Raw genomic sequence first — 25488 nt, 5'->3', positions numbered from 1 at the left:
ACTACAAAGTGGCGACTGCTAATCTTATGTTCGCCACTTACATAAGCTTTTAAAGTAGCTACATCGCGATCTGCACCGCGCGGTTGAAAAAAAACGCCGTTTCCAGATGGAACCGGCCGATTTTTTGACCAGCAACGCGGCAATCGCACTCCGATGTAAAAAGCCTGTGAGGACATACCATGAACCATACTCAACTTAGCACCCCGGTCCAGAAGAACCAGTTGCTGCCGCGCGCCATGCCGGCGGCCGGCCGGGAAATCAAGCTTGCGTCGCGGGTCAGCCTCAGTAGCGCACAACAGAATGAATTGCTGGCCGCCCTGCCGCGCGCCGCGCTCGAATCGCTGTTCCAGGACCTGGAACTGGTGGAACTGCCTTTCGGCAAGGAACTGTATGCCTACGGCAATAACCTGGAATACAGCTATTTCCCCACCACCGCCATCATTTCCCTGCTGTATGTGATGGAAGACGGCGCCACGACGGAAATCGCCGTCGTCGGCCATGAAGGCGTGGCCGGCGCCTCGCTGCTGGCGGGCGAACGCGCCATGTGCACGGCTGTCGTGCAGAGCGCCGGCTACGGTTACCGCCTCAAAACGCAAAGCCTGCGCGACGCCTTCAACCAGGGCGGCGCCCTGCCCCAGCTGCTGATGCGCTACACCAACGCCCTGTTTGCGCAAATGGCGCAGAACGCCGTCGGCGGCCGCCACAGTTCGATCGAGCAAAAACTGTGCCGCTGGCTGCTGGACCGCCTGGACCGTTCGCCATCGAATGAATTGAAAGTGACACAGGAACTCATTTCCATCATGCTGGGCGTGCGCCGCGAAAGCATCACGGCCGCCGCCGGCAAATTGCAGGAAGAAGGCTTGATCCACTATCGCCGCGGCAACATCACGGTGCTGGACCGCGCCGGCCTCGAATGCTATGCGGGCGAGTGCTACAAGGTGGCCAAGACGGAATACGACCGTTTGCTGCGCGACGTTTCCCGTTGCTGATGCGCTGCTGACCTGGATCAGCAGGATGGATAAAAAAATGGCCGGGCTGCATGCCTGGCCATTTTTTCGCCCGTCAGCACTTAAACGCTGGCGTCTTCGTCGATCTCTTCCGGTTCCGGCGTCAGCGGCAAGGGAATCACCGCTTCCACGCACGTGCCCTTGCCTTCCGGGCCCTGGCGCACGGTCAGTGTGCCGCCCAGCAACAGAGCCCGCTCGCGCATGCCCAGCAAGCCGTGCGACATGGGCTTTTGCAGGGCCTCGTCCGTGATGCCGATGCCGTCGTCGATGACGCGCAGCACCAGGCCGTGCTCATTGCGTTTCAGGGTGACGCTGACCATGCCGGCGCGCGCATATTTCAGGATGTTCGTCAGCGACTCCTGCACGATGCGGAACAGGGCGATCGTCAGGGTCGCTTCGCGATTGTCGATATTGATGGCCACGTCCGTTTCGCAGCGCACCGAACTCATGCGGGCGAAATCCTCGCAATAGCTTTCGATGGCGGCGCACAGGCCCAGGTTGTCCAGCAGGCTGGGGCGCAGGTCTTCGACGATGCGGCGCTTCAGTTCCACCGTCTCCAGCAAGGTTGCCTTGGCACGGCGCAATTGCGCGGCCAGTTCCGGCTGCGTGTGCGCCAGTTGCTGCGTGACGGCGCCCAGGTCCATGCTGATCGAGGTCAAATTGGCGCCCAGTTCGTCGTGCAGCTCGCGCGCCAGGCGCGCCTTCTCCACTTCATTGACGCTGATCAAATGCCGCGACAGCACGGATAATTGTTCGGTTCGCCTGGTGACCGTCGATTCCAGCGTGTCATTGGCATTTTGCAACGCGTACTCGACGGCCGCGCGGTTCTGGAAGCTGCGCCGCACCAGCTGGTAAAACATGACCAGCACGAGGATGGCCAGCGCATTGATGCCGATGCCGAGTATCACGGCTTTCTGGTACTCATGGTAAAAGGCGGCGCTGCCGGACGTCAGCGCTTCATTCTGCTCGCGCGTCATGATCACCACCTGCAGGCGGATTTCATCCATGGTGGCGCGGTCATCGGTGACGCGCGAGATATTGACGATTTCGGCCAACCCGCCCTGCTTGTAGACCTCGATTGCCTGTTGCAACATCGACATCTTGCGACGAATCAAGCTTTTCAGTTGCGCCAGGTTCTTCAGCTGGGTCGGACTGCCCGCCAGCAAGGTCTGCAACTCATTGAATTCGTTGTCGATTTCCATGGAAGCCGTCTTCGACGGCCCCAAATAGGTTTCCGAGCCGGAAATGAAATAGCCGCGCAAGCTGCTCTCCGCATCGAGCACGAGCACGTTCAGGTACTGCAGGCGGTCGGCCACGCGGGCGCTCTGGCTGAGCAAGGCATTCGTGCCCTTCAGCGATTGCAGGTTATGGAAGAGACTGAAACCATTGAGTACAAGCAGCAAGGCGCAAGTCACGCACAGGATCGTCTTGTAGAGGGGCAGGCGGTGATTCGGGGCCGGTTCAGCGGTGAAATACATCCTGATGTGCATCCTTAGCAAGGTTCGGCGCGGGAAAGAACACCGGCGCCGGCCAATTATAATCCTCGCCACAGACTGCTGCACTGCACAACATCAAGTCGTGCCAGGCTGGCATGCCGGGCGATCATGAGACCATGATCGCACCGCCGCGCTAGTCAAGCAAATTGTTTTTCATTGCGTAATAGGTCAAGTCGCTGTTGGATTGCAAGCCCATTTTTTCCATGATGCGCGTACGGTAAGTACTCACCGTCTTGATGCTCAGCGACAAGGCCACGCCGATATCGGACACGGTAGCGCCGCGCGCCAGGCGCAAAAAGACCTGGAACTCGCGGTCCGACAATTCCGTGTGCAGCGCGGCATTCGTATCGCGGTCGAACGACTGGGCCAGCAATTCGCCCACGGTGGAGCTGACGTAGCGGCGCCCCTGGTACACGGTGCGCACGGCCGTCATCAGCTCGTCGGCCTCGCATTCCTTGTTCAGATAGCCGTTTGCCCCCATCTTGAACAGGTTCAGCGCATATTGCTGCGCAGGATAGCCGCTCAGTATCAGCACGGGCAATTCCGGCTGGCCCTGGCGGATCGTGCGCAAGGTATCGATGCCGCTCTGGTCGGGCATGGCAATATCGAGCAACAACACATCGCAAATCTCGCGGCGGGCGATATCGAGCGCTTCGCGCCCCGTACCGGCTTCCGCCACGACACTGAAGTCGCTTGACGACGAAAAAATCTGTTTGAATCCAGCTCGTACTATTTGGTGATCATCACAAATGGCAACGCGTATCATTGTTTCCCCTTAAATTTTCCTGGCCTGGGAAAGACTACCGGAACCTGAACGCTGCTCCGGTTCAGCGTTACTAACAAAAACGCAACATTAACATTATATTCAAAATATGGCGCGCCGTCCGCTACGGCCACCGCACCAAGGCGGTGCGCCAGCTCAGTATTGGCAGCTGGCACCGGACAACCCGACCTATATTGGTACAAATCTTATTTTAGCAAGTTTAAAATCGCAATTAATTCATTGCGTATCCATACGCGGTCCAGCGGCGCTTCCTGCGGCGGCAAGGGCTCGGCCGGCAGGACGGGAACATCGTCGATGACGGCATGCGCCGCGCCACGACTGTCGAGCTTGTTGCGCGCGCCGCTGATGGTAAAACCTTGTTCGTACAGCAATTCACGGATCCGCCGTATCAGCAGCACTTCATGGTGCTGGTAATAACGGCGGTTGCCACGTCGTTTGACCGGCTTAAGCTGGGAAAACTCCTGCTCCCAGTAGCGCAGTACATGCGGTTTGACGCCGCACAACTCGCTGACCTCGCCGATCGTGAAATAGCGCTTGGCCGGGATGGGCGGCAAGGCGATCAACTCGGTTTTACTGATGCGCTCGTTCATCGCCACTCACTCAGGCTGCACGGGCCAGCGGACTGGTCTCTTCGACCATGCTTTTCAGCTTCTGGCTCGCATGAAAAGTCACGACACGGCGCGCCGTGATGGGAATCTCTTCGCCCGTCTTCGGATTGCGGCCCGGCCGTTGCGGTTTGTCGCGCAACTGGAAATTGCCGAAACCGGACAGCTTGACGGCTTCGCCGCGCTCGAGCGCATTGCGGATCTCGTCGAAAAAGGTCTCGACCATATCCTTCGCTTCGCGCTTGTTCAGGCCCACCTGCTCGAACAACAGTTCGGCCAGTTCCGCCTTGGTCAAGGTGGGCAAATCTTTTTCCGCTTCCTGGCGCACTTTGGCAACCAGCATGGCCCGATGCAGATCGGCGGCCAATGCGGACTGCAGTACGGCGGAATCAACGTCGCTATTATTAATTTTCCTGCCCTGCCTTTTCTGTGCGCCCGAACCGGCCACATGGCCGGTTCGTCTACGGTTGACGACGGAAAGGCCGTCACGCAAAAAGCGACGGCCGGTCCGGTAATTACGAACGCAGTTTCGCGTCGTGGCCCTGCTTGGCGGCATCGATCAACACAGCCATCAGGCCATCGACGACATCGTCTTGCAGGGTGTTTTGAGTATCTTGCAAGCTAATCCGGAAAGCAAGGCTTTTTTCATCCGTTTCCAGCCCTTTTCCACGATATTCATCAAATAAAACAATGGCTTGCACGATACGTGCTGCCGGGCTGGCCTTGGCGGCAGCCTGGAACGTATCGAGCAGATCCTGCACTGCCACCGATTGCTTGACCACCACGGCGAGGTCGCGGCTGGCGCCAGGAAATTTCGAGATTTCCTGGTACACGGGAACTTCGCGCTGCGTCAAGGCCGCGGCATCGACTTCGAACAGCACGGGCGCCAGCGGCAAGTCATATTTTTGCATCCAGCGCGGGTGCAGTTCGCCGATGAAACCAATGACTTTACCGTCGAGTTCCACGTTGGCCGAACGGCCCGGATGCAGGGCTGGATGTTCTGCCTTGCTGAAACGCAAGACCAGCGGTGCGAACAGCGCTTCCAGGTCCGCCTTCACGTCGAAGAAATCGACCGTGCGCGCAGCCTGGCCCCATTGCTCGTCAGCCACGGCGCCGTATGCCATGGCGGCCACGCGCTTCGGCTGGGCGTAGCCGGCTACCGACAGGGGGCCGTTTTGCACGCTGTCGTCGCGCTGGTAGATGGCGCCCACTTCAAAGATGCGCACGCGGTTGGTCTTGCGGTTCAGGTTATAGCGCACATTGGCGATCAGGCTGCCAATCAGCGAGGAGCGCATCACGCTCATCTGGCTGGCGATCGGGTTCTGCAATTTGATCGGCTGCGTGTTACCCGAGAAATCGCGTTCCCATGCCGTATCGACAAAGCTCATGTTAACCACTTCCTGGAATCCCAGGTCAGCCAGCACATGACGTACCGCAAACAAGGAGCGGGTATTTTCCGGTGCAATCTGCATCACGTTCGCCGCCACGGGCGGCCGGGTCGGGATGTTTTCAAAACCATACACGCGCGCCACTTCCTCGATCAGGTCTTCCTCGATCTCGATGTCGAAACGGTAGCTGGGCGAGGTCACGGAAAACACGCCGTCGGCCAGGGTGAACGGCAGGGCCAGGCGCGTGAAGATATCGGCGATCAGCGCATCCGTCAGCGGCACGCCGATGACTTTTTGCGCGCGCGCCGTGCGCATGGTGACGGGCTGGCGTTGCGGCAAGTTCACCACGTGGTCGTCGACGGGGCCGACGGTGGTGGCCGGCGTGCCGCAGATTTCCACGATCAGGGCCGTGATGCGCTCGATGTGCTCGACGGTGGTGGCGAAATCGACGCCGCGCTCGAAGCGGTGCGCCGCATCGGTCGAGAAATTCAAACGGCGGGCGCGGCCCTGAATGGCGTTCGGCCACCAGAATGCCGCTTCCAGGTAGATGCTGTCCGTATCGTCGGATACCGAGCTGGCGTCGCCGCCCATGATGCCGGCCAGCGATTCGATTTCCTGCTCATCGGCAATGACGCCGAGCCATTCGTCGACGGCGATGGTGTTGCCATTCAACAGCTTGACGGATTCGCCCGCCTTGCCCCAACGCACGTCGAGGCTGCCGTGGATCTTTGCCAGGTCGAAAACGTGGCTGGGACGGCCCAGTTCCAGCATGACATAATTGGAAATATCGACCAGGGCCGACAGCGGACGCTGGCCGCTGCGCTCGAGCCGCTGCTTCATCCAGTCCGGCGTGGCGGCGCGGGCGTTCAAGCCGCGGATGACGCGGCCCGTGAAACGGCCGCACAGATCCGGCGCGCTCACCTTCACGGGCAGGATTTCGTCGCTGGTGACGGGCACGGTGCGGAACTGCGGCGCATTCAGCGGCACGCCCGTGAGGGCCGACACTTCGCGCGCCACGCCCAGCACGGACAGGCAATCCGCCTTGTTCGGCGTCAACTTGATGGTGAATTTCAGGTCGTTGAGCGCAAAGTAATCGCGGAAATTCTGGCCGATCGGCGCGTCGTCCGGCAATTCCATCAGGCCGGCGTTTTCTTCCGACAATTTCAATTCGCGCGCGGAGCACAGCATGCCTTGCGACTCGACGCCGCGCAGCTGGCCCACCTTGATTTCAAACGGCTTGCCGTCGGCGCCAGGAGGCAGCACGGCGCCTGCCATCGCGCAGACGACTTTCAAGCCCGGGCGCACGTTGGGCGCGCCGCAGACGATGTTGAGCATGGTGCCCGTGCCGACGTCAACCTGGCACACATTCAGGCGGTCCGCGTTCGGATGTTTTTCCATCTCCAGGACCAGGCCCACGACCACGTTCGAGAATGGCGGGGCGACGGGATCGACGTCCTCGACTTCGAGACCGGACATAGTCAGCAGATGGGCCAGTTCGTCCGAAGTCATCTTCGGATCGACCATGGTACGGAGCCAGTTTTCGGAAAATTGCATAATCAAGCCTTCAAATGGTCAAAGCTCACAGCGCGAGCGCACAGGCGCTCAAGCGCCATGAATCAAACGGAACAACGCTTAGTTGAATTGCTTCAGGAACCTTAAATCGCCTTCATAAAACAGACGCAGATCGTTGATGCCATAGCGCAGCATCGTCAAGCGTTCCAGGCCGGAGCCGAAAGCAAAACCGATGAATTTCTCGGGATCGAGGCCGAAGTTCTTCACCACGGTCGGATGCACCTGGCCGGCGCCCGACACTTCCAGCCAGCGGCCCTTCAAAGGACCGGAGCCGAAGGCGATGTCGATCTCGGCCGACGGTTCCGTGAACGGGAAGTACGACGGGCGGAAGCGCACCTGCAGGTCATCCGTTTCAAAGAAGGCCTTGACGAAGTTCAGGTAGATACCCTTCAGGTCGGCAAAGCTGATGTCTTCGGCGATCCACAGGCCTTCGACCTGATGGAACATGGGCGAATGGGTGGCGTCGCTGTCGACGCGGTAGGTGCGGCCCGGCGCGATGACCTTGATCGGCGGCGTATGCGTGCGCGCATAGCGCACCTGCATCGGGCTCGTGTGCGTGCGCAGCAGCAAGGGATTGCCATCGGTATCGTTGCCGTCGATGTAGAACGTGTCATGCATGGAACGGGCTGGGTGGTTTTCCGGGCTGTTGAGCGCCGTGAAGTTGGTCCAGTCGTTCTCGATTTCAGGGCCATCGGCCACGTCGAAGCCGATCGAGCGGAAGATTTCCTCGACCCGCTCCCACGTGCGCATGACGGGATGGATGCCGCCAGGCATGCGGCCACGGCCTGGCAGGGTCACGTCGATCGCTTCGGCATTCAGGCGACCTTGCATTTGGGCATCGGCCAGCGCATCACGGCGCGCCGTCAGCGCGTCTTCGATCTGTACTTTGACGGCGTTGATCAGGGCGCCCTGCGCCTTGCGCGCGTCCGGGTCCAGCTTGCCCAGGCCCTTCATCATTTCGGTAATCTGGCCAGTCTTGCCCAGGTAGCGGGCTTTGGCGTTTTCAAGTGCGGCAGCGTCTGCGGCGGCGATAAAGTCAGCCTGGGCCGAGACGACGAGTTCTTCTAGGGAGTTCATGCGGCATTTCCTGTTTTGGACATCAATTCTGGACTCGGTTAGCTAAAATCCAACAATCAAAAACGGAAACGGGGCATAAGGTGTTAAAACCCCTGCCCCGCTCTTTATAACGTCACCCTGCGGATGACGTTGTGCAATAACCGTGCTTACGCAGCGATTTTTGCTTTCACTGCGTTGACAATCGCAGCGAATGCTGGCTTGTCCATCACAGCCATATCGGCCAGGACTTTACGGTCCAGTTCGATATTTGCTTTTTTCAAGCCGTTCATGAATACGCTGTACGTCACGCCATGCTCACGGGAAGCGGCGTTGATACGGGCGATCCACAGGCGGCGGAAAACGCGCTTCTTGTTGCGGCGATCGCGGTAAGCGTATTGGCCAGCGCGCATAACTGCTTGCTTGGCAACACGGTATACGCGGCTGCGGCGACCACGGTAGCCTTTAGCTTGAACAAGAATCTTTTTATGACGGGCACGAGCTGTAACCCCACGTTTTACTCTAGGCATAGTAACTCCTTAAATTGAGTGTGAGATTAAGCAGTCGGCATCATGCGCATGACGGATGTAACATCCGATGCGTTGATGTTACGGGTACCGCGCAACTGACGTTTGTTCTTGGTGGTCTTCTTGGTCAGGATGTGGCGTTTGAACGCGTGACCCGACTTGACAGTTCCACCTGGACGCACGCGAAAACGTTTTTTCGCGGAGCTTTTGGTCTTCATTTTAGGCATAGCAATCTGTCCTCTTACGGACAGCTCCATTTATAACAGGATTGCAGGTGGCAACACGACGTTGCGCTTAGATGCCTGCTTTCACATGTTGTGCAGCGGATGCGAGTCCGCTACAGTTCACGCGGCCCGCACATTGCTGAGCGGGCCGCGCAAATTCTGCCTGGGGTTTGACGCCGCGCCAATGCTGGCACGCGCTGTATTCACCCACAGTAAAACGCTATTGTAGCTTACTTCTTCTTCTTAGGCGAAAGAACCATGATCATTTGGCGGCCTTCCATCTTCGGGAACTGCTCGACCTGGCCATATGGCTCCAGATCGGCCTTCAGACGTTCCAGCATGCGGAAGCCAATATCCTGATGCGCCATCTCACGACCGCGGAAACGCAAGGTAATCTTGGTTTTATCGCCATCTTCGAGGAATTTGATGAGATTACGCAACTTGATATTGTAGTCACCATCATCAGTCCCCGGACGGAATTTGACTTCCTTCACGAGGATGATCTTTTGCTTCAATTTGGCTTCGTGAGCTTTCTTCTGCTCCGAATACTTAAATTTGCCGTAGTCCATCAAACGGCACACCGGTGGCTGCGCGGTAGGCGCAATTTCCACCAGGTCGACGTTTGCCTCTTCCGCCAGGCGGAAGGCTTCAGCCAAACTTACGATACCGAGTGGCTCGTTATCGACCCCGCTTAAACGCATTTCAGGGGCAGTGATTTCGCCATTGATGCGATGTGACTTGTCAGTAGCTATTGTAATTTCCTTTAAAAATCTTGTAAGACGGTCGTGCAGCGAGTTTCCTCGTCAGGCCTTGGTGTCGACTTCAAGTTTGAGTCGCTCTATCAGGGCATCGACGGACATGACGCCCAGATCGACATTGCCCCGCGCCCGCACGGCCACTGTATTCGCATCCCGCTCTTTGTCGCCAATTACTAAGATGTAAGGCAATTTTTGTACGGAATGTTCACGTATTTTATAGGTAATCTTCTCGTTACGCAAATCAGCCTGTACGCGCAGCCCCGCTTTGCGCAGTTTTGTTGTAACTTCCTGTACATAATCGGCTTGAGCGTCGGAAATATTCAACACCGACACCTGTACCGGCGACAACCACAACGGCATCGCGCCCGCATAGTGTTCGATCAGGATGCCGATGAAACGTTCCAGCGAACCGACGATCGCGCGGTGCAGCATGATGGGCACCTGGCGCGTGTTGTCCACGGCCACGTATTCGGCGCCCAGACGGCCCGGCATCGACGGATCGATCTGCACGGTGCCCACCTGCCACGCGCGGCCCAGGCTGTCCTTCAGGTGGTATTCGATCTTCGGACCATAGAAGGCGCCCTCGCCCGGCAACTCGGTCCATTCCACGCCGCAGGCGCGCAGGGCCGAACGCAGAGATTCCTCGGCGAAATCCCACGACTCTTCCGTGCCGATGCGGTTATCGGGACGCAAGGCCAGTTTCACGTCGATATTCGTGAAGCCGAACGCCGTATACACATCCATGGCCTGCTGGTGGAAAGCCGTCACTTCGCCGGCGATCTGCTCTTCCAGGCAGAAAATATGGCCGTCATCCTGCGTAAAGCCGCGCACGCGCATCATGCCGTGCAAGGCGCCCGACGGCTCGTTGCGGTGGCATTGGCCGAATTCGCCGTAGCGCAATGGCAAGTCGCGGTAGCTGCGCATGCCATTGTTGAAAATCTGGATATGGCCTGGGCAATTCATCGGCTTCAGCGCATAGGCGCGGTTTTCCGATTCCGTGATGAACATGTTTTCACGGTAATTATCCCAGTGGCCGGTTTTTTCCCACAGGCCACGGTCAAGGATTTGCGGCGCCTTGACTTCCTGGTAGCCGTTGACCTGGTACACATTGCGCATGTATTGCTCGACTTGCTGCCAGATCGACCAGCCTTTCGGGTGCCAGAAGATCAGGCCCGGCGCTTCTTCCTGGAAATGGAAGAAATCAAGCTGCTTGCCCAGCTTGCGGTGATCGCGCTTTTCCGCCTCTTCCAGGTTGTGCAGATACAACTCCTGATCTTCCTTCTTGGCCCAGGCCGTGCCATAGATACGCTGCAGCATCTCGTTTTTCGAGTCGCCGCGCCAGTAGGCGCCGGCCAGCTTCATCAGCTTGAATACTTTCAGCTTGCCCGTCGATGGCACGTGGGGGCCGCGGCACAAGTCCGTGAACTTGCCTTCGGAATACAGCGACACTTCCTGGTCGGCAGGAATCGAGCCGATCAGTTCAGCCTTGTAGGCTTCGCCGATGCCCTTGAAGTAATCGATCGCTTCGTCGCGGGCGACGACCTTGCGCGTGACTTGCTCATCCTTCTTGGCCAGTTCCGCCATTTTCTTTTCGATCGCGACCAGGTCTTCCGGCGTGAACGGACGCTTGTAGGCGAAGTCATAATAAAAGCCGTTGTCGATCACGGGACCGATGGTCACTTGCGCGTCCGGGAACAATTCCTTGACGGCATACGCCAGCAAATGGGCCGTCGAGTGGCGGATCACTTCCAGGCCGTCGGCGTCCTTGTCCGTGACGATCGCCAGTTCCGCGTCCCGCTCGATCAAATAGGAAGTATCGACCAGCTTGCCGTCGACCTTGCCCGCCAGGGCAGCCTTGGCCAGGCCGGTACCAATATTGGCCGCAACCTGGGCCACGGTGACCGGGCCGTCAAATTGACGGGCGGAACCATCGGGAAGTCGGATTGTAAGCATATTGATCTCCATATCGGCGCTGGCGCCAGGTAAAACTGCAATGAATGGTGTGGACAGAAAAACTGAAAGGAAAACGCAGACGCAAAAAAACGCGGACTAGCCGCGTTTTTCACTTTTTTGAGACAAAGGAAACCCGTTCGACTAGCGTCACTCCCAAAGCTTGGTAGTAGTTCGCGGTGTCATAACCGGTTTACCCTTTCTCTCTAACTGCATTCTGGTGGGCGGTGAGGAATTCGAATCCCCGACCCCTTGGATGTCGACCAAGTATTCTAACCAGCTGAACTAACCGCCCGTAAAACTTTTGTTGATCATTGTATTTCAAATGACCGCTTGCGGCTTGCGCCAGCTTAAAACTCTTAAAAACTGCCTACTGCTAAATTCTGGTGGGCGGTGAGGAATTCGAATCCCCGACCCCTTGGATGTCGACCAAGTATTCTAACCAGCTGAACTAACCCGCCCCGAAGACCAGCATTATAGAGAGGCTTTCCCAGAATGACAAGGGCTGTTTTACAGGAAACTTTAATCTGTTTTTCATCCGCTTCCCGGGCGTCAGCCTCCTTGATATACAGTCGGCCCGGCATGCGCGGAATGCCGCTAGAATCGCGGCATGAACTCCACCCTATTCGCCTGGCTGAAAACCCTGAGCCGCATCTGCGGTTTTGAAACGGCCGACTCCTTCCCGCCCGGCCACCCGTATGCGCGCACGCGCTGGGAAGCCGCGTATTTCGATATCGCTTCCGACGTGAAGCCCGACGAGATGGAGCGGCGTCTGTGCGCGGCCGTCGCCAACACGCCGAGCGTCTTCGCCTACATCACCAATCCCACGCCGCGCATGCAGCGCGCGCTGTTGAACGTGATCCACGACCGGCTGCGGCGCCAGCCCGGCGCGGGTGCCACGGACCTGGTCTTGTTATTGATCAATGCCTACGCCAGTCCCCACATCGCGGAAGCCGTGCCCGGCCTGCGCGCCCTGATCGTCAACACGGAACACGAAGACACGAATCTGCGCGTGCATGCCATCCTGGAATTACTGGTGGGCACGCCGCGAGGACTCGATGTGATCGATATGTAATTTACTCCTGCGAACTTGCCTGTCAAATGCGCCACGTCAATTTCGTCGTAGCAGGTTCCTGTACATTCCAAGAACAATGATGCCTGCCGACAACACCGGCAGCACGCCATTTGAAATGACCATCAGGCCAGGAGAGACAATGAAAAAACGTTCAACCAAGATCGCCATGTGGCTGCAATCTACTCTCTTGATTGCCGCCATGGCTGGTCCAGGCGTAGCCGGCGCAGAAGATGTGCAGGCACCTGCGAGCCAGCGTATCGTAGAGGCATTGCCGCAAGATTGCAGCACTGAATCACACACACTCGTCAAGACGCGCGCCGACAGCGGCGATACGCAGGCTCAGCACTTGATGGGTATCAAGGCCTACCTCGGCGCTTGCGAGGACCGTGACCTCGACACTGCGGTGTTCTACCTATCAAAATCCGCCGCGAAATTTTTCCCGCCATCCATGTTCCACCTTGCCAGCGTCTTGCAGCTCCGCGGAGGCGCGCGCGATGCGGACTTGCTGCAATTATTTCGCGGCGCTGCGGAACGGGGATTTGCCAAGGCAGAGATGAACGTCCTCCTGTACTACGTAGACAAAAAGTCCAAGGTCTACGATATTGCCGAGGCCTATGCATGGCACTCCTTTTGCGCGCCACATGACACCTTTTGCGATTGGCCACAAATCAACGAGGCACTATCTCACATGAGCAAAAGAGAGAGGGAAAGGGGAGAAATACTCAAGGCCAGCTTGTTTGAAAAAATGAAATCCGTTGAAAGATTCGACGATATATTTTGCTGCGCTGGCACGAGGGTTGGCTCCGGCTCGGGCTTTGGCCGGCGTTAAACATGCATGATGCAGCCTTGGCAAAGCCCACTGCGGGAAATGCCGTACCTCAGCGGTGATTAGCCGGCACATAACGCGCCCGCAATCGCATGAACGGCGTTTCCACCACTCTATACAAGAGCCAGCCCGTAAAGATACTGACGGCAACACTGATCAGTATCGCCGGCGCGCCGTCCGGGCCATACCCCATATCCTGCAAGAGTGGCCGCAGCAAGATGCACAGTTGTTTGTGCAACAGATAAATCGCATACGACCACAACGCCAGGCTGGCCGCGCCCGGCACGCGCAGTTGATACAAAGCACTGGCAGGACTCAGCGCGGCGATCAGCAATAAGGTAAAACTGGCGGCCAGGGCCGGATAGCCGAACACGGTCACCGCATGACCATAGTGATCGTTGAGGAAGACATAAAACATCAGCGCCGTGCCAAAGATTCCCGCCAGCAAAGTGCGATTACCATGGGATGTCAGGCGCAGCCAGGCGCCAGGGTGGTAATTTTTCAGCAGCGCCAGCGCCACGCCCGCCACCAGCTCGTCGAAACGGCACCACGACGCGTAATAAATGTACTTGTAATAGCCGAGGCCGCCACGCGGCACTTGTACGTACTCATCCCACAGATAGGCGCGCACCAGCATGCCGACGATCAAGCTGGCGGCCACGGCCAGCCAGGCCCACAGCAAGGACTTGCGGCAGGCGGCAATCACCAGCGCCACGGCCGGCAACAGCACATAGAATTGCTCTTCCACGCACAGCGACCAGGCATGGGAAAACGCCGTGCCCGGCGTCAGGTTGATGTTTTGCGTAAACGTCAGGAATTTCCACAGGGGCAGCAGCGCACTGTCGCCACGGAACGCGGGCCACACATAATACAAAGCCAGCACGACATAGAAATTGGGCAAGGTGCGCAAAAATCTCCGCGCATAGAAGCGCGGCAAGGAAAAGCCGTGCTCGCTGCGCAAGGCGGCAAAGATCTGGTTGCCGATCAGATAGCCGCTGAGGGCAAAGAACAGGTCCACGCCCGTCCAGCCGATTTCTCCCCAGAAACCAAACGCCCCGCCCTCGCTGACGAACAGCAAATAATGGTTCATGAAGACCAGCACGATTGCCAGCGCCCGCAAGGTGTCGAGGCCGTACAGGCGGGAAGGATGGGACGTACTGGTCATGGAAATCGGCAAGGGAAAACAACGGTGGCGCCGATCATGCCACGCCAGAGTGCGCCATGGCCACATTTTTGCAGGCGTGCACGGCGAATCCCGCTAAAATATGCCGACCCCGCTTTCCCTTCCCGCAACAGCATAGGATATGTCCAGCATGAGCAGCGCACTCCACTTCAAGTCCATCAACTACACGGGCCAGGGCAGCGGCCCGCGCCTGATCATCACGGGCGCCGTGCACGGCAATGAAACCTGCGGCACCAAGGGCATCCACCGCGTGATGGCTGAACTCGACAGCGGCGCCCTCTCCATCGTGGCCGGCAGCGTCACCTTCGTGCCCATCACCAACCCGCTGGCCTACGCCAAGGGCGTGCGCAGCGGCGACCGCAACCTGAACCGCAATTTGTTTCCAAACGATAATCCGCAGGATTTCGAAGACCGCATCGCCAACTGGCTGTGCCCGCTGTTGGGCCAGCACGACGTGCTGCTCGATTTGCACTCGTTCAATGCCGACAGCCAGCCTTTCGTCATGGTGGGGCCGCGCAACAACGACGGCCCGCTGCAACCTTTTAAACATGAAGAACAGGAACGCGCACTGGCGCGCCGCCTGGGCGTGCGCCGCTTCGTCGATGGCTGGCTGCATGCGTATGGCCAGGGCGTGCAGCGCCGCCTGGGCAATAGCGACCAGGTAGGCCTGGTCTTGCGCTATGGCGTGGGCACGACGGAATACATGCGCTCGACGGGCGGTTACGCGCTGACCCTGGAATGCGGCCAGCACGCGGACCCGGCCGCGCCGGACGTGGCCTACCGCGCCATCATGAACACCCTGGCTTTCCTCGGTTTCATTGATGCGCCGCAACCGGAAGCCATCGCCGACGCGGACATGGAAGCGCTGAACATGGTCGTCGTGCACGACAAGCTGCACGCGGATGACCGCTTCATCAAGACCTGGTCCAGCTTTGACAAGGTCAAACAGGGCGAGCAGATCGGCGTGCGCGCGGACGGCACGCCCGTGACGGCCGAATTCGACGCCTACATCCTCTTCCCGGACGTCAGTGCGGCAGCCAACGCCGAGTGGTATTACCTGGCGCGGGTGGCTGCCAGCTTTTGATTAGTGGCCGACCGACTTGGAAAACAAGTTAATGACGAGCACGCCGGCAATGATCAGCCCCAGGCCGATCAAGGCCGGCGTGTCGAGGCTTTGCTTGAACCAGAACCAGCCGACGGCGGAAATGAGCACGATGCCCACGCCCGACCAGATCGCGTACACGATGCCGGTAGGAATAACCTTCAAGGTCAGCGACAAACACCAGAACGCGATGCTGTAGCCAATCACGGTGATGATGCTGGGCCACAGGCGGCTGAAACCATCGGACGCCTTCAAGGCGCTGGTGGCGATGACTTCCGCGATGATGGCGATGGCCAGGTAGAAATACGTCATGGCAAGGCTCATGCTTGCATCCTTTCAAAGAGGGCGGAAACAACAACGCCCCGCCCGTCACCCGCTCAGGCAGGCAACGCGACGCCGCGGGGCGCGTCAGGAAAACCTTATTGCGGGCTGAGCAGCTTCAAGCCCAGGATGCCCGAGACGATCAGGGCAATGCAGGCGATGCGCGCGGCGCTGGCCGGTTCGCCCAGCACCATGATGCCGAAGATGGCCGTGCCCACGGTGCCGATGCCTGTCCAGATGGCGTAGGCCGTGCCCAGCGGCAAGGTGCGCAGGGCCAGGCCCAGCATCACCACGCTGCCCAGCATGGACACCGCCGTGAGGACGGATGGCACGAGGCGGGTAAAGCCGGCGCTGTATTTGAGGCCGATGGCCCAGCCGATTTCCAGCAAGCCAGCCAAGACCAGGATGATCCACGCCATGATTATTCTCCCGAGGCGGCAGGGTCGTCCCCGCCATGCAGCCCCACATCGAGCGGGGTCGTCCCCACAGGAGCAAAGGGAAAAGTATACCATTCGGTGAAAGGTCTTGCCGCCAGTACATTTTTTCCAGTGCGGCCGCTCCAATCAAATATTGCCAAAAAACATGCTTGTGGCAGCATAATTGCTGAATCCAAAACTTTCAGGAGCGACGATGCACGTTCTGGCCCAGATTCTGACGGCGATCATTATGCTGTTGCACATCTACATCGTGCTGCTGGAAACCCTCCTTTTCGATACGCGCGGACGCAAGGTCTTTGGCCTGAGCAAGGAAAAAGCGGAAATCGTCCGCCCTGCCATGTCCAACCAGGGCTGCTACAACGGCTTTCTCGTCGCGGCCCTGGCGCTGGGCTTTTTCTACCCGGACGCGGCCATCGCCCATGCGTTCACCGTGTTCGGCCTGGCCTGCATCGCCGTCGCCGGCCTGTGGGGCGCGATGACCGTCATGACGCGCATCCTCTACCTGCAAACGGTGCCCGCCATCCTCGCCCTGCTGCTGTTTCACTTCGCCTGATTCCCGCCGGGCGGCCAGCGGGCCGCCCCGCCTGAAAAATCCCCCGGCCAGCACGTTTTTCATTTATATCGTAATATGACGATATTGAAATTCACAAAAGACGATACATATATCGTTTGAAGACGAACATCGACCAGGAGAAACAGCATGGACATCGACGCCATCCACAAGGCGCTGGCCAATCCCGTACGGCGGCAGATCCTGCAATGGCTGAGGGAGCCGGAGCAGTATTTTTGCGAACAAGACCATCCGCTCGACTTCGGCGTCTGCGCCGGCCTGATCGACCGCCGGCTGGGGCTGTCGCAGTCGACGGTCTCGGCCCACCTGGCCACCTTGCAAAAGGCCGGCTTGATTTCCGCCAGGAAAGTTGGCCAATGGAGCTTTTTCAAGCGCAATGAAGCCACCATCGAGGCCTTTCTGGAGCACATGCAGCAAGGTCTGTAACAGCAACCCCATCCATATCGCCGTCCGCGGCACTCTCGACAGGAAAAATAGCAATCATGACAACCTTATTCGACCCCATCACCATCGGCAGCCTGCAACTGAAAAACCGCATCATCATGGCGCCGCTGACGCGTTCGCGCGCCGGCAATCCGGGGCGCGTGCCCAACGCCCTGATGGCCGAGTACTACGCGCAGCGCGCCTCGGCCGGCATGATCATCTCGGAAGCGACGGCCGTCACGCCGCAGGGCGTGGGCTATGCGGACACGCCGGGCATCTGGTCCGAGGAACAGGTGGAAGGCTGGAAACACATCACCCGCGCCGTGCATGAGGCGGGCGGCCTGATCGTGCTGCAACTGTGGCATGTGGGCCGCATTTCCGCGCCCCTGTTCCTGAATGGCGACTTGCCCGTGGCGCCCAGCGCCGTCAAGCCGGCCGGCCATGTGAGCCTGGTGCGCCCGCAACAGGAATTCGTCACGCCGCGCGCGCTGGACGCGGAAGAAATCCCCGGCATCGTGGCCGCCTACCGCCTGGGCGCCGAAAATGCAAAGAAAGCGGGCTTCGACGGCGTGGAAATCCACGGCGCCAATGGTTACTTGCTCGACCAGTTCCTGCAAGACAGCACCAACTTGCGCACGGACAACTACGGCGGCGCGATCGAAAACCGCGCCCGCCTGATGCTGGAAGTGACGGATGCGTGCATAGAAGTATGGGGCGCCGACAAGGTGGGCATGCACCTGGCGCCGCGCCGCGACGCGCACGACATGGGCGATTCCGACCCGCGCGCCACCTTTGGCTACGTGGCACGCGAACTGGGCAAGCGCGGCATCGCCTTCATCTGCGCGCGCGAAGCGCTCGGTGACGACCGCCTGGGCCCCTACCTGAAGCAGGAGTTCGGCGGCGTGTACATTGCCAACGAAAAAATGGACAAGGCGGCGGCCGAAGCCTTGCTGGCCAAGGGCGAAGCCGATGCCGTGGCCTTCGGCCTGTGGTTCATCGCCAACCCGGACCTGCCCATCCGCCTGCACAGCGATGCGCCGCTCAACCCGCTGAACCCGGCCACCCTGTACGCCCCGGACGCGGCCGGCTACACGGACTATCCGGCGCTGGCCTGAGCAGCCAGCGGATAGACAACTGGCAAATAGATAGCTAACAGCCAGCGAATCGCCGACAAACCAGCGTGCAGCGGTCCACCCGCGGCGCGCCCCGCCCTTTGCGGTGGGCGCAACGATACAAGCGCAGAAAAAGCGCGGCTATCGAAACGCCCGCCGTTTGTTTTATCTCAACACCAAATGCGCAACACCCGGGCCGCTCAACGCCATCGGCGCCGCGCCGGACGCGCGGGCCGGCGCGCCTGGGCGCTGCTGAAGACGCGGTAAATGACCTCGGCCGGCACGGCATGCTCGCGCAGATAAGCCGTCGCCACCGTCCTGCCCAGGGCGTGGTGGAAAGCGACGCCCCGTTCGACCAGCTCGGCCATCGCCTTGTCCGTTCTGACATTCTCCCCGTCATTGCTGCTATTGAATGCATCGATACTGTTCTTCATGCCATGGCTCCATGTCTGGTGGATCTACACTGCATCAAGTTTTGACCACATGGCAGGCATTTAGTGCCCGGCGCAGAGCCCGGGCATGGTTAAAATGGCAGTACGAAGAGCCCCGATACCGCATGGATAGCGGGCCCGGCTGCTTGTCGCCACCGCCAGCCCCGTATAGAATGCCTGCGCAGAATTTTGCTTCAAGGAAAATGGCCATCAGCGCCATCCCATTAAAACAGTGTCACTGAAGGGTATCAATGGACGATTTATTCATACAGCCGGGCGCGCTGCCCACCTGGCACCAGCGCTGCGCGCTGCGGGTGCTGCACCTGTTCGGCTGGCGCATGCGCTTTCGTCCCCTGCCGGGACCGCGCGGCATCGCCGTCGTCTACCCGCACACGTCGAACTGGGATTTCATGGTGGGCCTGTTCGGCAAATGGGCGCTGTCGCTGCCGTTCCGCTGGCTGGCCAAGGACTCCCTGTTCCGCGGCCCCATGGGCAAGGTGCTGCGCTACCTGGGCGGCGAACCGGTCGACCGCAGCACCACCAGCGGCACCATCGGCCGCCAGGCCGAACGCATGCTGGCCGCCGACTGGTACTGGCTGGCCATCACGCCGGAAGCGACGCGCAGCTACCGCCCGAACTGGAAAAGCGGCTTTTATCACCTGGCGCTGGCCGCCAAGGTACCCTTGCTGCTCGTCTACATCGACTATCCGAACAAGGTGCTGGGCGTCGTCGACCATTTGTACTTGACGGGCGACAAGGAGGCCGACATGGCGGCCATCGCCGCCGTATATGCGGGCCATCAGGGCTTGCATCCGGAAAAGGCGGCGCCCATCGTGCTGTCCGAGAAGCGCCCCGGCGCTTAAACGCGCTTAAACGATTAAGCAAGCCCCATCAGCACCACGCCGGCGGCCGTGATGGCCACGCCGGCCAGGCGCAGCACGCGCCCGGCCAGCACCTGGCCGGTGAAACATCCAGCGCACAGCAGCATGGCCGAGGCCAGCAGGAAGCCGCAGGCGGCCGAGGCGACCGGCAATTCCTGGCCATGCGCATTGCCATGCGCCAGCGCAAACATCCCCACCAATCCCAAGCTTAGCCAGTTCGGCAAGGCCAGCGCCAGCGCGATGGCCAGTCCCGCCAGCGCCACCGTGGCGGCGATGCCCGTTTCCAGTCCTGGCACCGTCAAGCCCGCCATGCCGGCCAGCGCGCCAAGCAGCATCATGCCGAGGAAAGTGGCGGGCTGCCTCCAGCCGCGGCGCTGCTGGCCGCCCCAGAGCCCCACGCCCAGCATGGCCAGCAAATGGTCGATGCCCGTGAACGGATGGGCAAAACCGGCCAGCAGGCCCGCGCTCTCGCCATGACCGGGATGGGCCATGGCAGGCAAGGCCAGCAGGCACAGCACGGCCGCGGCGGCCGTTTTCCTCATCAGTGTTGCGCTCATTGCAGCTCCTTGCCGGGTTGATCGAGCAAACCTTGCTCGCGGATAAAATCAATGACGACCTGCACGCCGTCGCCGCTGCGCAGGTTGGTAAACACGAAGGGGCGCTCGCCGCGCATGCGCCTGGCGTCCTGCGCCATCACGTCGAGGTTGGCGCCCACGTAGGGCGCCAGGTCCGTCTTGTTGATAATGAGCAAATCGGAGCGCGTGATGCCGGGCCCGCCCTTGCGCGGGATCTTTTCGCCGCCGGCCACGTCGATCACGTAAATGGTCAGGTCCGACAGTTCCGGGCTGAAGGTGGCGGCCAGGTTGTCGCCGCCCGATTCGACCAGGATCAGGTCGAGATTGGGAAAATCGGCCTGCATGCGCGCGATCGCTTCCAGATTGATGGACGCATCCTCGCGGATGGCCGTGTGCGGGCAGCCGCCCGTCTCCACGCCCATCAGGCGCTCGGCCGGCAAGGCATCGGCGCGCAGCAGGATTTCCATGTCTTCCTTGGTATAGATGTCGTTCGTGATGACGGCCATGTCGTAGCGCTCGCGCATGCCCTTGCACAGCATTTCGCACAGGGCCGTCTTGCCCGAGCCGACGGGGCCGCCGATGCCCACGCGCAGGGGGTTTGAGGTAATCGATGTCATGTTGTGGTCTCTCGGTGTAGTGTTCAGGAACGGTACAGGCGGCTGTACTGCACTTCATGGCGCATCGACAGCAGCGACAGGCCCGGCGCCCAGTTGCCCATCTCGTCGTCTGCCAAGGTTTGCGCCGTCAGCGCGGCCGCTTCCAGGTCGGGCCGCAGCGACAGCAGCAGGCGCTGGCCCGCCACCTGCCCCAGCGGCACGGATTTGACGCAGACGAGCACCTGGTTTTCCGCCCAGGCGAACAGCATGGCCAGCAGCGCCTCCTCGCGCGGAATGGCCAGCGCCGCCACGGCGCAGGCATAGGCGGTGGGCAGCGCCACCTCCGGCCGGCCCTGCAGCATGTCGATCAAGACGCCGTCGGCCACGCCCAGTTCGGCCAGCAATTTGCTCAATGAGTATCCCATCTGGATGGTCTCGGCGCGAAATTCCGCCGTGTCGCGCGAAGCGATGAAACGCTCGCTCCAGCGCTGCACGGCGCCCAGGTCCTGCGCTGCAAACGCCTGCATCAAGCGCCAGCACAGGGGCGCTTCCCAGCGCGCCACCACCAAGGTCAGATGCTCGGCGATCCACGCGCGCGCCGTGGCCGCGTCGCTCACCAGGCCTGATTCGAGCGCCGCTTCCAGCCCCTGCGAATAGCTGTAGGCGCCGATGGGCAGGGCCGGGCTGGCGAACTGCAACAGATGCAGCAGGGCCGAGGCCTGCATCATGCGGCGCCCGGTGCATCGCCGGGACGGTGGATCTTCTGCCGCAGCGGCACGGGCGCCAGCAAATGCTGGCCGTGGCCGTCGTGGTGGCCATGGCCGCCGCCGTAGGCGCCCGCTTCCGGCTCGAACGGCGCGCTTTCTTCCGTCACGGTCGCCTGCAAGCGTTCGAGCATCTCCTTGAGCACCACGTCCTTGCGGATGCGCAAAAAACCGTCGCCCACCTGCGCCTGCGTGTGGCGGTTGCCCAGGTGAAAGGCGCAGCGCAGCAGGGTGTGGGCATCCGCGCAGCGCACCAGGTAAGTCGCTTCGCGCGCGGCGACGATCCGCACCACCTGCCCGCCCGGTCCCGTCATGCGCTCGCCGTCGCGCAGCACCGTGCCGCGCACGGTGAACACGGCCACCTCTTCGCCATTCGACAGCACGGCACGCAGCCGGCATTTTTCGCGCTGGTCGTAGGGCAGCACGAGTTGGACAACGGCGGCGCGAGTGTCGTCAGGCGCCAGTCTGGTATGCAATGTGAGCATGGTGTCCCTCGCTAAAATAGAAAATAACGCTGCGCCATCGGCAGCACGGCCGCCGCCTCGCACACGAGCAGCTGGCCGTCGGCGCGCACGGCATAGGTTTCCGGGTCCACTTCCATGTGCGGCGTGGCGCCGTTGTGGATCATGTCCTGCTTGCGCAGGCCGCGCATGTTCTTCACGGCGATGACGGATTTGTTCAGTTTCAACTGGTGGCCGATATCGAGCTCGCATGCCGCCTGCGAGACAAAGGTGAACGATTTTTTCAGGCCGCCGCCGAAGGCGCCGAACATCATGCGGTAATGCACGGGCTGCGGCGTGGGAATCGAGGCGTTCGGGTCGCCCATCTGCGCGGCGGCGATCATGCCGCCCTTTAAGATCATCGACGGCTTGACGCCGAAGAAAGCCGGCTTCCACAGCACGATATCGGCGATCTTGCCCGCCTCGATGGAGCCGGCCACGTGCGATATCCCGTGCGTGATGGCCGGGTTGATCGTGTACTTGGCAATGTAGCGTTTGGCGCGAAAATTGTCGCTGCGCGCCGTGTCGGGCGCCAGGGCGCCGCGCTGCACCTTCATCTTGTGCGCCGTCTGCCAGGTGCGCATGATCACTTCGCCGACTCTCCCCATGGCTTGCGAATCGGACGACATCATGGAAATGGCGCCGATATCGTGCAGGATGTCTTCGGCGGCGATGGTTTCGCGGCGGATGCGCGACTCGGCAAAGGCCACGTCTTCGGCAATGGCCGGGTCCAGGTGGTGGCACACCATCAGCATGTCCAGGTGCTCGTCGAGCGTGTTGACGGTAAACGGGCGCGTGGGGTTGGTCGACGAGGGCAGCACGTTGGCTTGCCCCACGGCGGCGATGATGTCGGGCGCATGGCCGCCGCCCGCCCCTTCCGTGTGAAACGTGTGGATGGTGCGGTCCTTGAAGGCGGCCAGCGTATGTTCGAGGAAGCCGCCCTCGTTGAGGGTGTCGCTGTGCAGCGCCACCTGGATATCCATGCGGTCGGCGACGGACAGGCAATTGTCGATGGCGGCCGGCGTGCTGCCCCAGTCTTCATGCAGTTTCAGGCCGATGGCGCCCGCGCGCACCTGCTCTTCCAGCGGCAGCGGCAGGCTGACGTTACCTTTGCCCATGAAGCCCAGGTTCATCGGGAAGGCGTCGGCGGCCGCCAGCATGGCGTGCAAGTGCCACGGTCCCGGCGTGCAGGTGGTGGCAGCCGTGCCCACGGCCGGCCCCGTGCCGCCGCCCAGCATGGTGGTCACGCCGCTCATCAGGGCTTCCTCGATCTGCTGCGGGCAGATGAAGTGGATGTGCGTGTCGACGCCGCCGGCCGTGACGATCATGCCCTCGCCGGCGATGATCTCGGTGGCGCCGCCGATGGCCAGGGTCACGCCCGGCTGGATGTCCGGGTTGCCCGCCTTGCCGATGCCGGAGATCAGCCCGTTTTTCAGGCCGATATCGGCCTTCACGATGCCCCAGTGGTCGAGGATGACGGCATTCGTGATGACGGTGTCCATCACTTCGGCCGCGCAGCGCTGCGACTGGCCCATGCCGTCGCGGATCACCTTGCCGCCGCCGAATTTCACCTCTTCGCCGTAGATCGCGTAGTCATGCTCGATCTCGATGAACAGTGCCGTGTCGGCCAGGCGGATGCGGTCGCCCTTGGTGGGGCCGAACATCTCGGCATACGCGCTGCGGGGAATGCTGGCCATCTCAATCCTTTCCTGGTGGAGTGTCCTGCAGTTCGCCCATCACTGCGCCGTTGAAGCCGTAGACCTTGCGCTCGCCCGCCAGCGCCACCAGTTCCACGGTGCGCTGCTGGCCCGGCTCGAAGCGCACGGCCGTGCCGGCCGTGATATTGAGGCGCATGCCGTAGGCGCGCCAGCGCTCGAAGACCAGCGCGGGGTTGACCTCGAAAAAGTGAAAGTGCGAGCCCACCTGGATGGGCCGGTCGCCCCGGTTGGCCACCACCACGGTGGCCGTGGCGCGGCCCGCATTGAGGCTGATTTCGCCTTCTTCCAGTTTGTATTCGCCTGGGGTCATGTGAGACTCCTTCAAAGATCGCAACGCTTGCCGGCGGGTGGCCGGCGCAAGAACAGCCCTGGCGCGGGTGACGCCCTGGCTGGCCGGAAAACTACGGTATCGGGTGGTGCACGGTCACCAGCTTGCTGCCGTCGGGGAAAGTCGCTTCCACCTGGATATCGGGGATCATCTCGGCGATGCCGTCCATGACGTCGGCGCGCGAGAGTATCTTCGTGCCGTCCGCCATGAGCTGCGCCACCGATTTGCCATCGCGCGCGCCCTCCATGATGGCGGCGCTGATCAGGGCCACCGCTTCCGGGTAATTGAGCTTCAAGCCGCGCGCCAGGCGCCGTTCGGCCAGCAGCGCGGCCGTAAAAATGAGCAGCTTGTCTTTTTCGCGGGGTGTCAGGTCCATGGTTTTCCTTGTGCTTCTTTCCTGTTCAAGTGTTCCAGATGCGGGGCACGACGGCGGCGCGTCCCAGCATGGCGGGGCGCAGCAGCTGCCAGGCGGCCAGCATGACGCGGCGCGCCGCCTCGCTGTCGCCGCACAGCAGGCGCACCACCACCAGCGATTTCATGTGCGTGGCGCCAAACGCGGCGCCGGCAGGCACCTTGATCTCGCGCAAGGCGGCCAGCACGGCGGGGGAAACGGACGCACCGACGCCGATCAGGGTGGCGCACACCGTGTGGCCGGCAAGGCCCAGGGGGCTGGCCATCAGGGCGCCGCCGGCGGCCAGCACGCCCTGCTCCCACCACAGCAGCCTGCCGCCGCGGCGGATCCGCACCTGCTGGCTGATGCTGCCGGTACTGAAAATTTCGCCCGCGGCGCTGCGGCCCAGGCAAACGATGTCGCAGCCGATGTAGCCGGCGTCTTGCGCCAGTTCCACCTCGAGGCGCAGGCGCACGCAGGCCTGGTCGAAGAAGATGCTTTCCTGCGGCAGCCACTCGATGGCGGCGCCGCTGCCGGCGCGCAGCACGACGTGCTGGCCCGAGACATGGCCGTTCGCGCGGTACCACTTGGCGGCGCCCGGCGACGTGAGCAAGGCGTGCGCGCCCTCGCCCGCCGTGGCGTCGACGGCCAGCTGGTCGCCGCCCACCACGCCGCCTGGCGGGTGGATGATGATGGCGTGGCAGACGGCGCCGCCTTCCGGATACAGGGGCTTTTGCACGCGCAGGGGGCCGCTGTGCGCGCGTTCGACGAGGCGGCTGACGCCATCGTGCAGCGCGAAGCCCAGGCGCAGCCGCGCCTGCCAGGCGCCGTGCGCGCTGGCCTGTGAGGGCGTGGCTGGGTGGGTACTGTCTGGCATGCGGGGCAATCGC

The 25488-nt window shown here is 61.1% G+C and carries 30 protein-coding genes and 2 tRNA genes; 8 read left to right on the top strand and 24 right to left on the bottom strand.

Going from position 1 to position 25488, the window contains the following annotated elements; all coding sequences use genetic code 11:
• The first annotated feature begins 179 nt into the window (after positions 1-179).
• Positions 180-989, top strand: a complete 810-nt coding sequence (locus AC07VI_RS13300; protein WP_086144782.1) for a Crp/Fnr family transcriptional regulator — start codon at positions 180-182, stop codon at positions 987-989.
• A gap of 80 nt (positions 990-1069) precedes the next feature.
• Here AC07VI_RS13300 and AC07VI_RS13295 read toward each other — a convergent pair whose 3' ends face one another.
• From AC07VI_RS13295 to AC07VI_RS13240, 12 genes are all read right to left on the bottom strand, one after another.
• On the bottom strand, positions 1070-2485 hold the full coding sequence (locus tag AC07VI_RS13295) for a sensor histidine kinase (protein ID WP_086144781.1): 1416 nt from the start codon (positions 2483-2485) through the stop codon (positions 1070-1072).
• Between the two features lie 151 nt (positions 2486-2636).
• Entirely contained in the window at positions 2637-3269 is a 633-nt protein-coding gene (locus AC07VI_RS13290) for a response regulator (protein ID WP_086144780.1), read from the bottom strand.
• 203 nt (positions 3270-3472) lie between these two features.
• Positions 3473-3877 carry a MerR family transcriptional regulator gene (locus AC07VI_RS13285; RefSeq protein ID WP_086144779.1) on the bottom strand — a complete coding sequence of 135 codons (405 nt, stop codon included), beginning with the start codon at positions 3875-3877 and terminating at the stop codon, positions 3473-3475.
• Between the two features lie 10 nt (positions 3878-3887).
• Positions 3888-4235 (bottom strand): integration host factor subunit alpha, encoded by a 348-nt coding sequence (locus tag AC07VI_RS13280; protein ID WP_010399205.1) that lies wholly within the window; start codon positions 4233-4235, stop codon positions 3888-3890.
• Positions 4236-4407: 172 nt separating this feature from the next.
• Complete coding sequence (pheT, locus tag AC07VI_RS13275) at positions 4408-6834, bottom strand: phenylalanine--tRNA ligase subunit beta (RefSeq protein WP_086144778.1); 2427 nt, start codon at positions 6832-6834, stop codon at positions 4408-4410.
• Positions 6835-6912: 78 nt separating this feature from the next.
• Positions 6913-7929 carry a phenylalanine--tRNA ligase subunit alpha gene (gene pheS / locus AC07VI_RS13270; RefSeq protein ID WP_492994808.1) on the bottom strand — a complete coding sequence of 339 codons (1017 nt, stop codon included), beginning with the start codon at positions 7927-7929 and terminating at the stop codon, positions 6913-6915.
• 146 nt (positions 7930-8075) lie between these two features.
• Complete coding sequence (rplT, locus tag AC07VI_RS13265) at positions 8076-8435, bottom strand: 50S ribosomal protein L20 (RefSeq protein ID WP_010399214.1); 360 nt, start codon at positions 8433-8435, stop codon at positions 8076-8078.
• 26 nt (positions 8436-8461) lie between these two features.
• Positions 8462-8659: a 50S ribosomal protein L35 gene (gene rpmI / locus AC07VI_RS13260; RefSeq protein ID WP_038493025.1), complete on the bottom strand. Its 198-nt coding sequence runs from the start codon at positions 8657-8659 to the stop codon at positions 8462-8464.
• A 227-nt stretch (positions 8660-8886) separates the two neighbouring features.
• Positions 8887-9447 carry a translation initiation factor IF-3 gene (gene infC / locus AC07VI_RS13255; protein WP_205711303.1) on the bottom strand — a complete coding sequence of 187 codons (561 nt, stop codon included), beginning with the start codon at positions 9445-9447 and terminating at the stop codon, positions 8887-8889.
• Between the two features lie 12 nt (positions 9448-9459).
• Positions 9460-11367 carry a threonine--tRNA ligase gene (gene thrS, locus AC07VI_RS13250; protein WP_086144871.1) on the bottom strand — a complete coding sequence of 636 codons (1908 nt, stop codon included), beginning with the start codon at positions 11365-11367 and terminating at the stop codon, positions 9460-9462.
• 215 nt (positions 11368-11582) lie between these two features.
• Positions 11583-11659: transfer RNA gene (locus tag AC07VI_RS13245), tRNA-Val, on the bottom strand.
• Between the two features lie 89 nt (positions 11660-11748).
• A tRNA-Val gene (locus tag AC07VI_RS13240) sits at positions 11749-11826 on the bottom strand.
• Positions 11827-11974: 148 nt separating this feature from the next.
• Here AC07VI_RS13240 and AC07VI_RS13235 point away from each other — a divergent pair.
• Both AC07VI_RS13235 and AC07VI_RS13230 read left to right on the top strand, forming a co-directional pair.
• Entirely contained in the window at positions 11975-12439 is a 465-nt protein-coding gene (locus tag AC07VI_RS13235; protein ID WP_492994811.1) for a hypothetical protein, read from the top strand.
• Positions 12440-12578: 139 nt separating this feature from the next.
• On the top strand, positions 12579-13268 hold the full coding sequence (locus AC07VI_RS13230) for a tetratricopeptide repeat protein (RefSeq protein ID WP_139842416.1): 690 nt from the start codon (positions 12579-12581) through the stop codon (positions 13266-13268).
• A 49-nt stretch (positions 13269-13317) separates the two neighbouring features.
• Here AC07VI_RS13230 and AC07VI_RS13225 read toward each other — a convergent pair whose 3' ends face one another.
• The gene (locus AC07VI_RS13225) at positions 13318-14430 is read right to left on the bottom strand and encodes an acyltransferase family protein (RefSeq protein WP_492994813.1); all 1113 of its coding nucleotides are present in this window, start codon (positions 14428-14430) and stop codon (positions 13318-13320) included.
• Positions 14431-14569: 139 nt separating this feature from the next.
• Between AC07VI_RS13225 and AC07VI_RS13220 the strand changes: the two genes are divergently transcribed.
• Positions 14570-15532, top strand: coding sequence for a M14 family metallopeptidase (locus tag AC07VI_RS13220; RefSeq protein WP_492994815.1), 963 nt, complete (start codon positions 14570-14572; stop codon positions 15530-15532).
• Here the strand turns inward: AC07VI_RS13220 and AC07VI_RS13215 are convergent, their stop codons facing one another.
• Both AC07VI_RS13215 and sugE read right to left on the bottom strand, forming a co-directional pair.
• Complete coding sequence (locus AC07VI_RS13215) at positions 15533-15862, bottom strand: SMR family transporter (RefSeq protein WP_071076659.1); 330 nt, start codon at positions 15860-15862, stop codon at positions 15533-15535.
• A gap of 107 nt (positions 15863-15969) precedes the next feature.
• Positions 15970-16290 (bottom strand): quaternary ammonium compound efflux SMR transporter SugE, encoded by a 321-nt coding sequence (gene sugE, locus AC07VI_RS13210; RefSeq protein WP_070217981.1) that lies wholly within the window; start codon positions 16288-16290, stop codon positions 15970-15972.
• Positions 16291-16501: 211 nt separating this feature from the next.
• Between sugE and AC07VI_RS13205 the strand changes: the two genes are divergently transcribed.
• From AC07VI_RS13205 to AC07VI_RS13195, 3 genes are all read left to right on the top strand, one after another.
• Entirely contained in the window at positions 16502-16861 is a 360-nt protein-coding gene (locus AC07VI_RS13205) for a DUF1304 domain-containing protein (RefSeq protein ID WP_086144773.1), read from the top strand.
• A gap of 147 nt (positions 16862-17008) precedes the next feature.
• Positions 17009-17305 carry an ArsR/SmtB family transcription factor gene (locus AC07VI_RS13200; protein ID WP_492994818.1) on the top strand — a complete coding sequence of 99 codons (297 nt, stop codon included), beginning with the start codon at positions 17009-17011 and terminating at the stop codon, positions 17303-17305.
• Positions 17306-17361: 56 nt separating this feature from the next.
• Positions 17362-18417: an alkene reductase gene (locus AC07VI_RS13195; protein ID WP_086144772.1), complete on the top strand. Its 1056-nt coding sequence runs from the start codon at positions 17362-17364 to the stop codon at positions 18415-18417.
• 197 nt (positions 18418-18614) lie between these two features.
• Here AC07VI_RS13195 and AC07VI_RS13190 read toward each other — a convergent pair whose 3' ends face one another.
• Complete coding sequence (locus tag AC07VI_RS13190) at positions 18615-18848, bottom strand: hypothetical protein (protein ID WP_086144771.1); 234 nt, start codon at positions 18846-18848, stop codon at positions 18615-18617.
• A 248-nt stretch (positions 18849-19096) separates the two neighbouring features.
• On the opposite strand from AC07VI_RS13190, the gene AC07VI_RS13185 reads away from it, so the two are divergent.
• Positions 19097-19708, top strand: coding sequence for a 1-acyl-sn-glycerol-3-phosphate acyltransferase (locus AC07VI_RS13185; protein ID WP_086144770.1), 612 nt, complete (start codon positions 19097-19099; stop codon positions 19706-19708).
• Positions 19709-19722: 14 nt separating this feature from the next.
• Here the strand turns inward: AC07VI_RS13185 and AC07VI_RS13180 are convergent, their stop codons facing one another.
• The 8 genes from AC07VI_RS13180 to AC07VI_RS13145 form a co-directional block, all read right to left on the bottom strand.
• Positions 19723-20283, bottom strand: a complete 561-nt coding sequence (locus AC07VI_RS13180; protein ID WP_492994821.1) for a HupE/UreJ family protein — start codon at positions 20281-20283, stop codon at positions 19723-19725.
• Positions 20280-20918, bottom strand: a complete 639-nt coding sequence (ureG, locus tag AC07VI_RS13175) for an urease accessory protein UreG (protein ID WP_086144768.1) — start codon at positions 20916-20918, stop codon at positions 20280-20282. The genes AC07VI_RS13180 and ureG overlap by 4 nt, the downstream gene beginning before the upstream one ends.
• 23 nt (positions 20919-20941) lie before the next feature.
• Positions 20942-21622 (bottom strand): urease accessory protein UreF, encoded by a 681-nt coding sequence (locus AC07VI_RS13170; protein ID WP_086144869.1) that lies wholly within the window; start codon positions 21620-21622, stop codon positions 20942-20944.
• Positions 21622-22146, bottom strand: coding sequence for an urease accessory protein UreE (ureE, locus tag AC07VI_RS13165; RefSeq protein ID WP_086144767.1), 525 nt, complete (start codon positions 22144-22146; stop codon positions 21622-21624). Before ureE ends, AC07VI_RS13170 begins: the two co-directional genes overlap by 1 nt.
• Positions 22147-22157: 11 nt before the next feature.
• Positions 22158-23858: an urease subunit alpha gene (ureC, locus tag AC07VI_RS13160; RefSeq protein WP_492994824.1), complete on the bottom strand. Its 1701-nt coding sequence runs from the start codon at positions 23856-23858 to the stop codon at positions 22158-22160.
• 1 nt (position 23859) lies between these two features.
• Positions 23860-24189, bottom strand: a complete 330-nt coding sequence (locus AC07VI_RS13155; protein ID WP_086144765.1) for an urease subunit beta — start codon at positions 24187-24189, stop codon at positions 23860-23862.
• Between the two features lie 91 nt (positions 24190-24280).
• Positions 24281-24583: an urease subunit gamma gene (locus tag AC07VI_RS13150; protein ID WP_086144764.1), complete on the bottom strand. Its 303-nt coding sequence runs from the start codon at positions 24581-24583 to the stop codon at positions 24281-24283.
• Between the two features lie 25 nt (positions 24584-24608).
• Positions 24609-25475 (bottom strand): urease accessory protein UreD, encoded by an 867-nt coding sequence (locus AC07VI_RS13145; RefSeq protein WP_086144763.1) that lies wholly within the window; start codon positions 25473-25475, stop codon positions 24609-24611.
• Positions 25476-25488: the final 13 nt, after the last annotated feature.

It is taken from the genome of Janthinobacterium sp. GW821-FHT03A03, from assembly GCF_059421435.1.
Note: the sequence above shows the minus strand (reverse complement) of the source record. Positions and strands in the feature narration are given on the sequence as shown.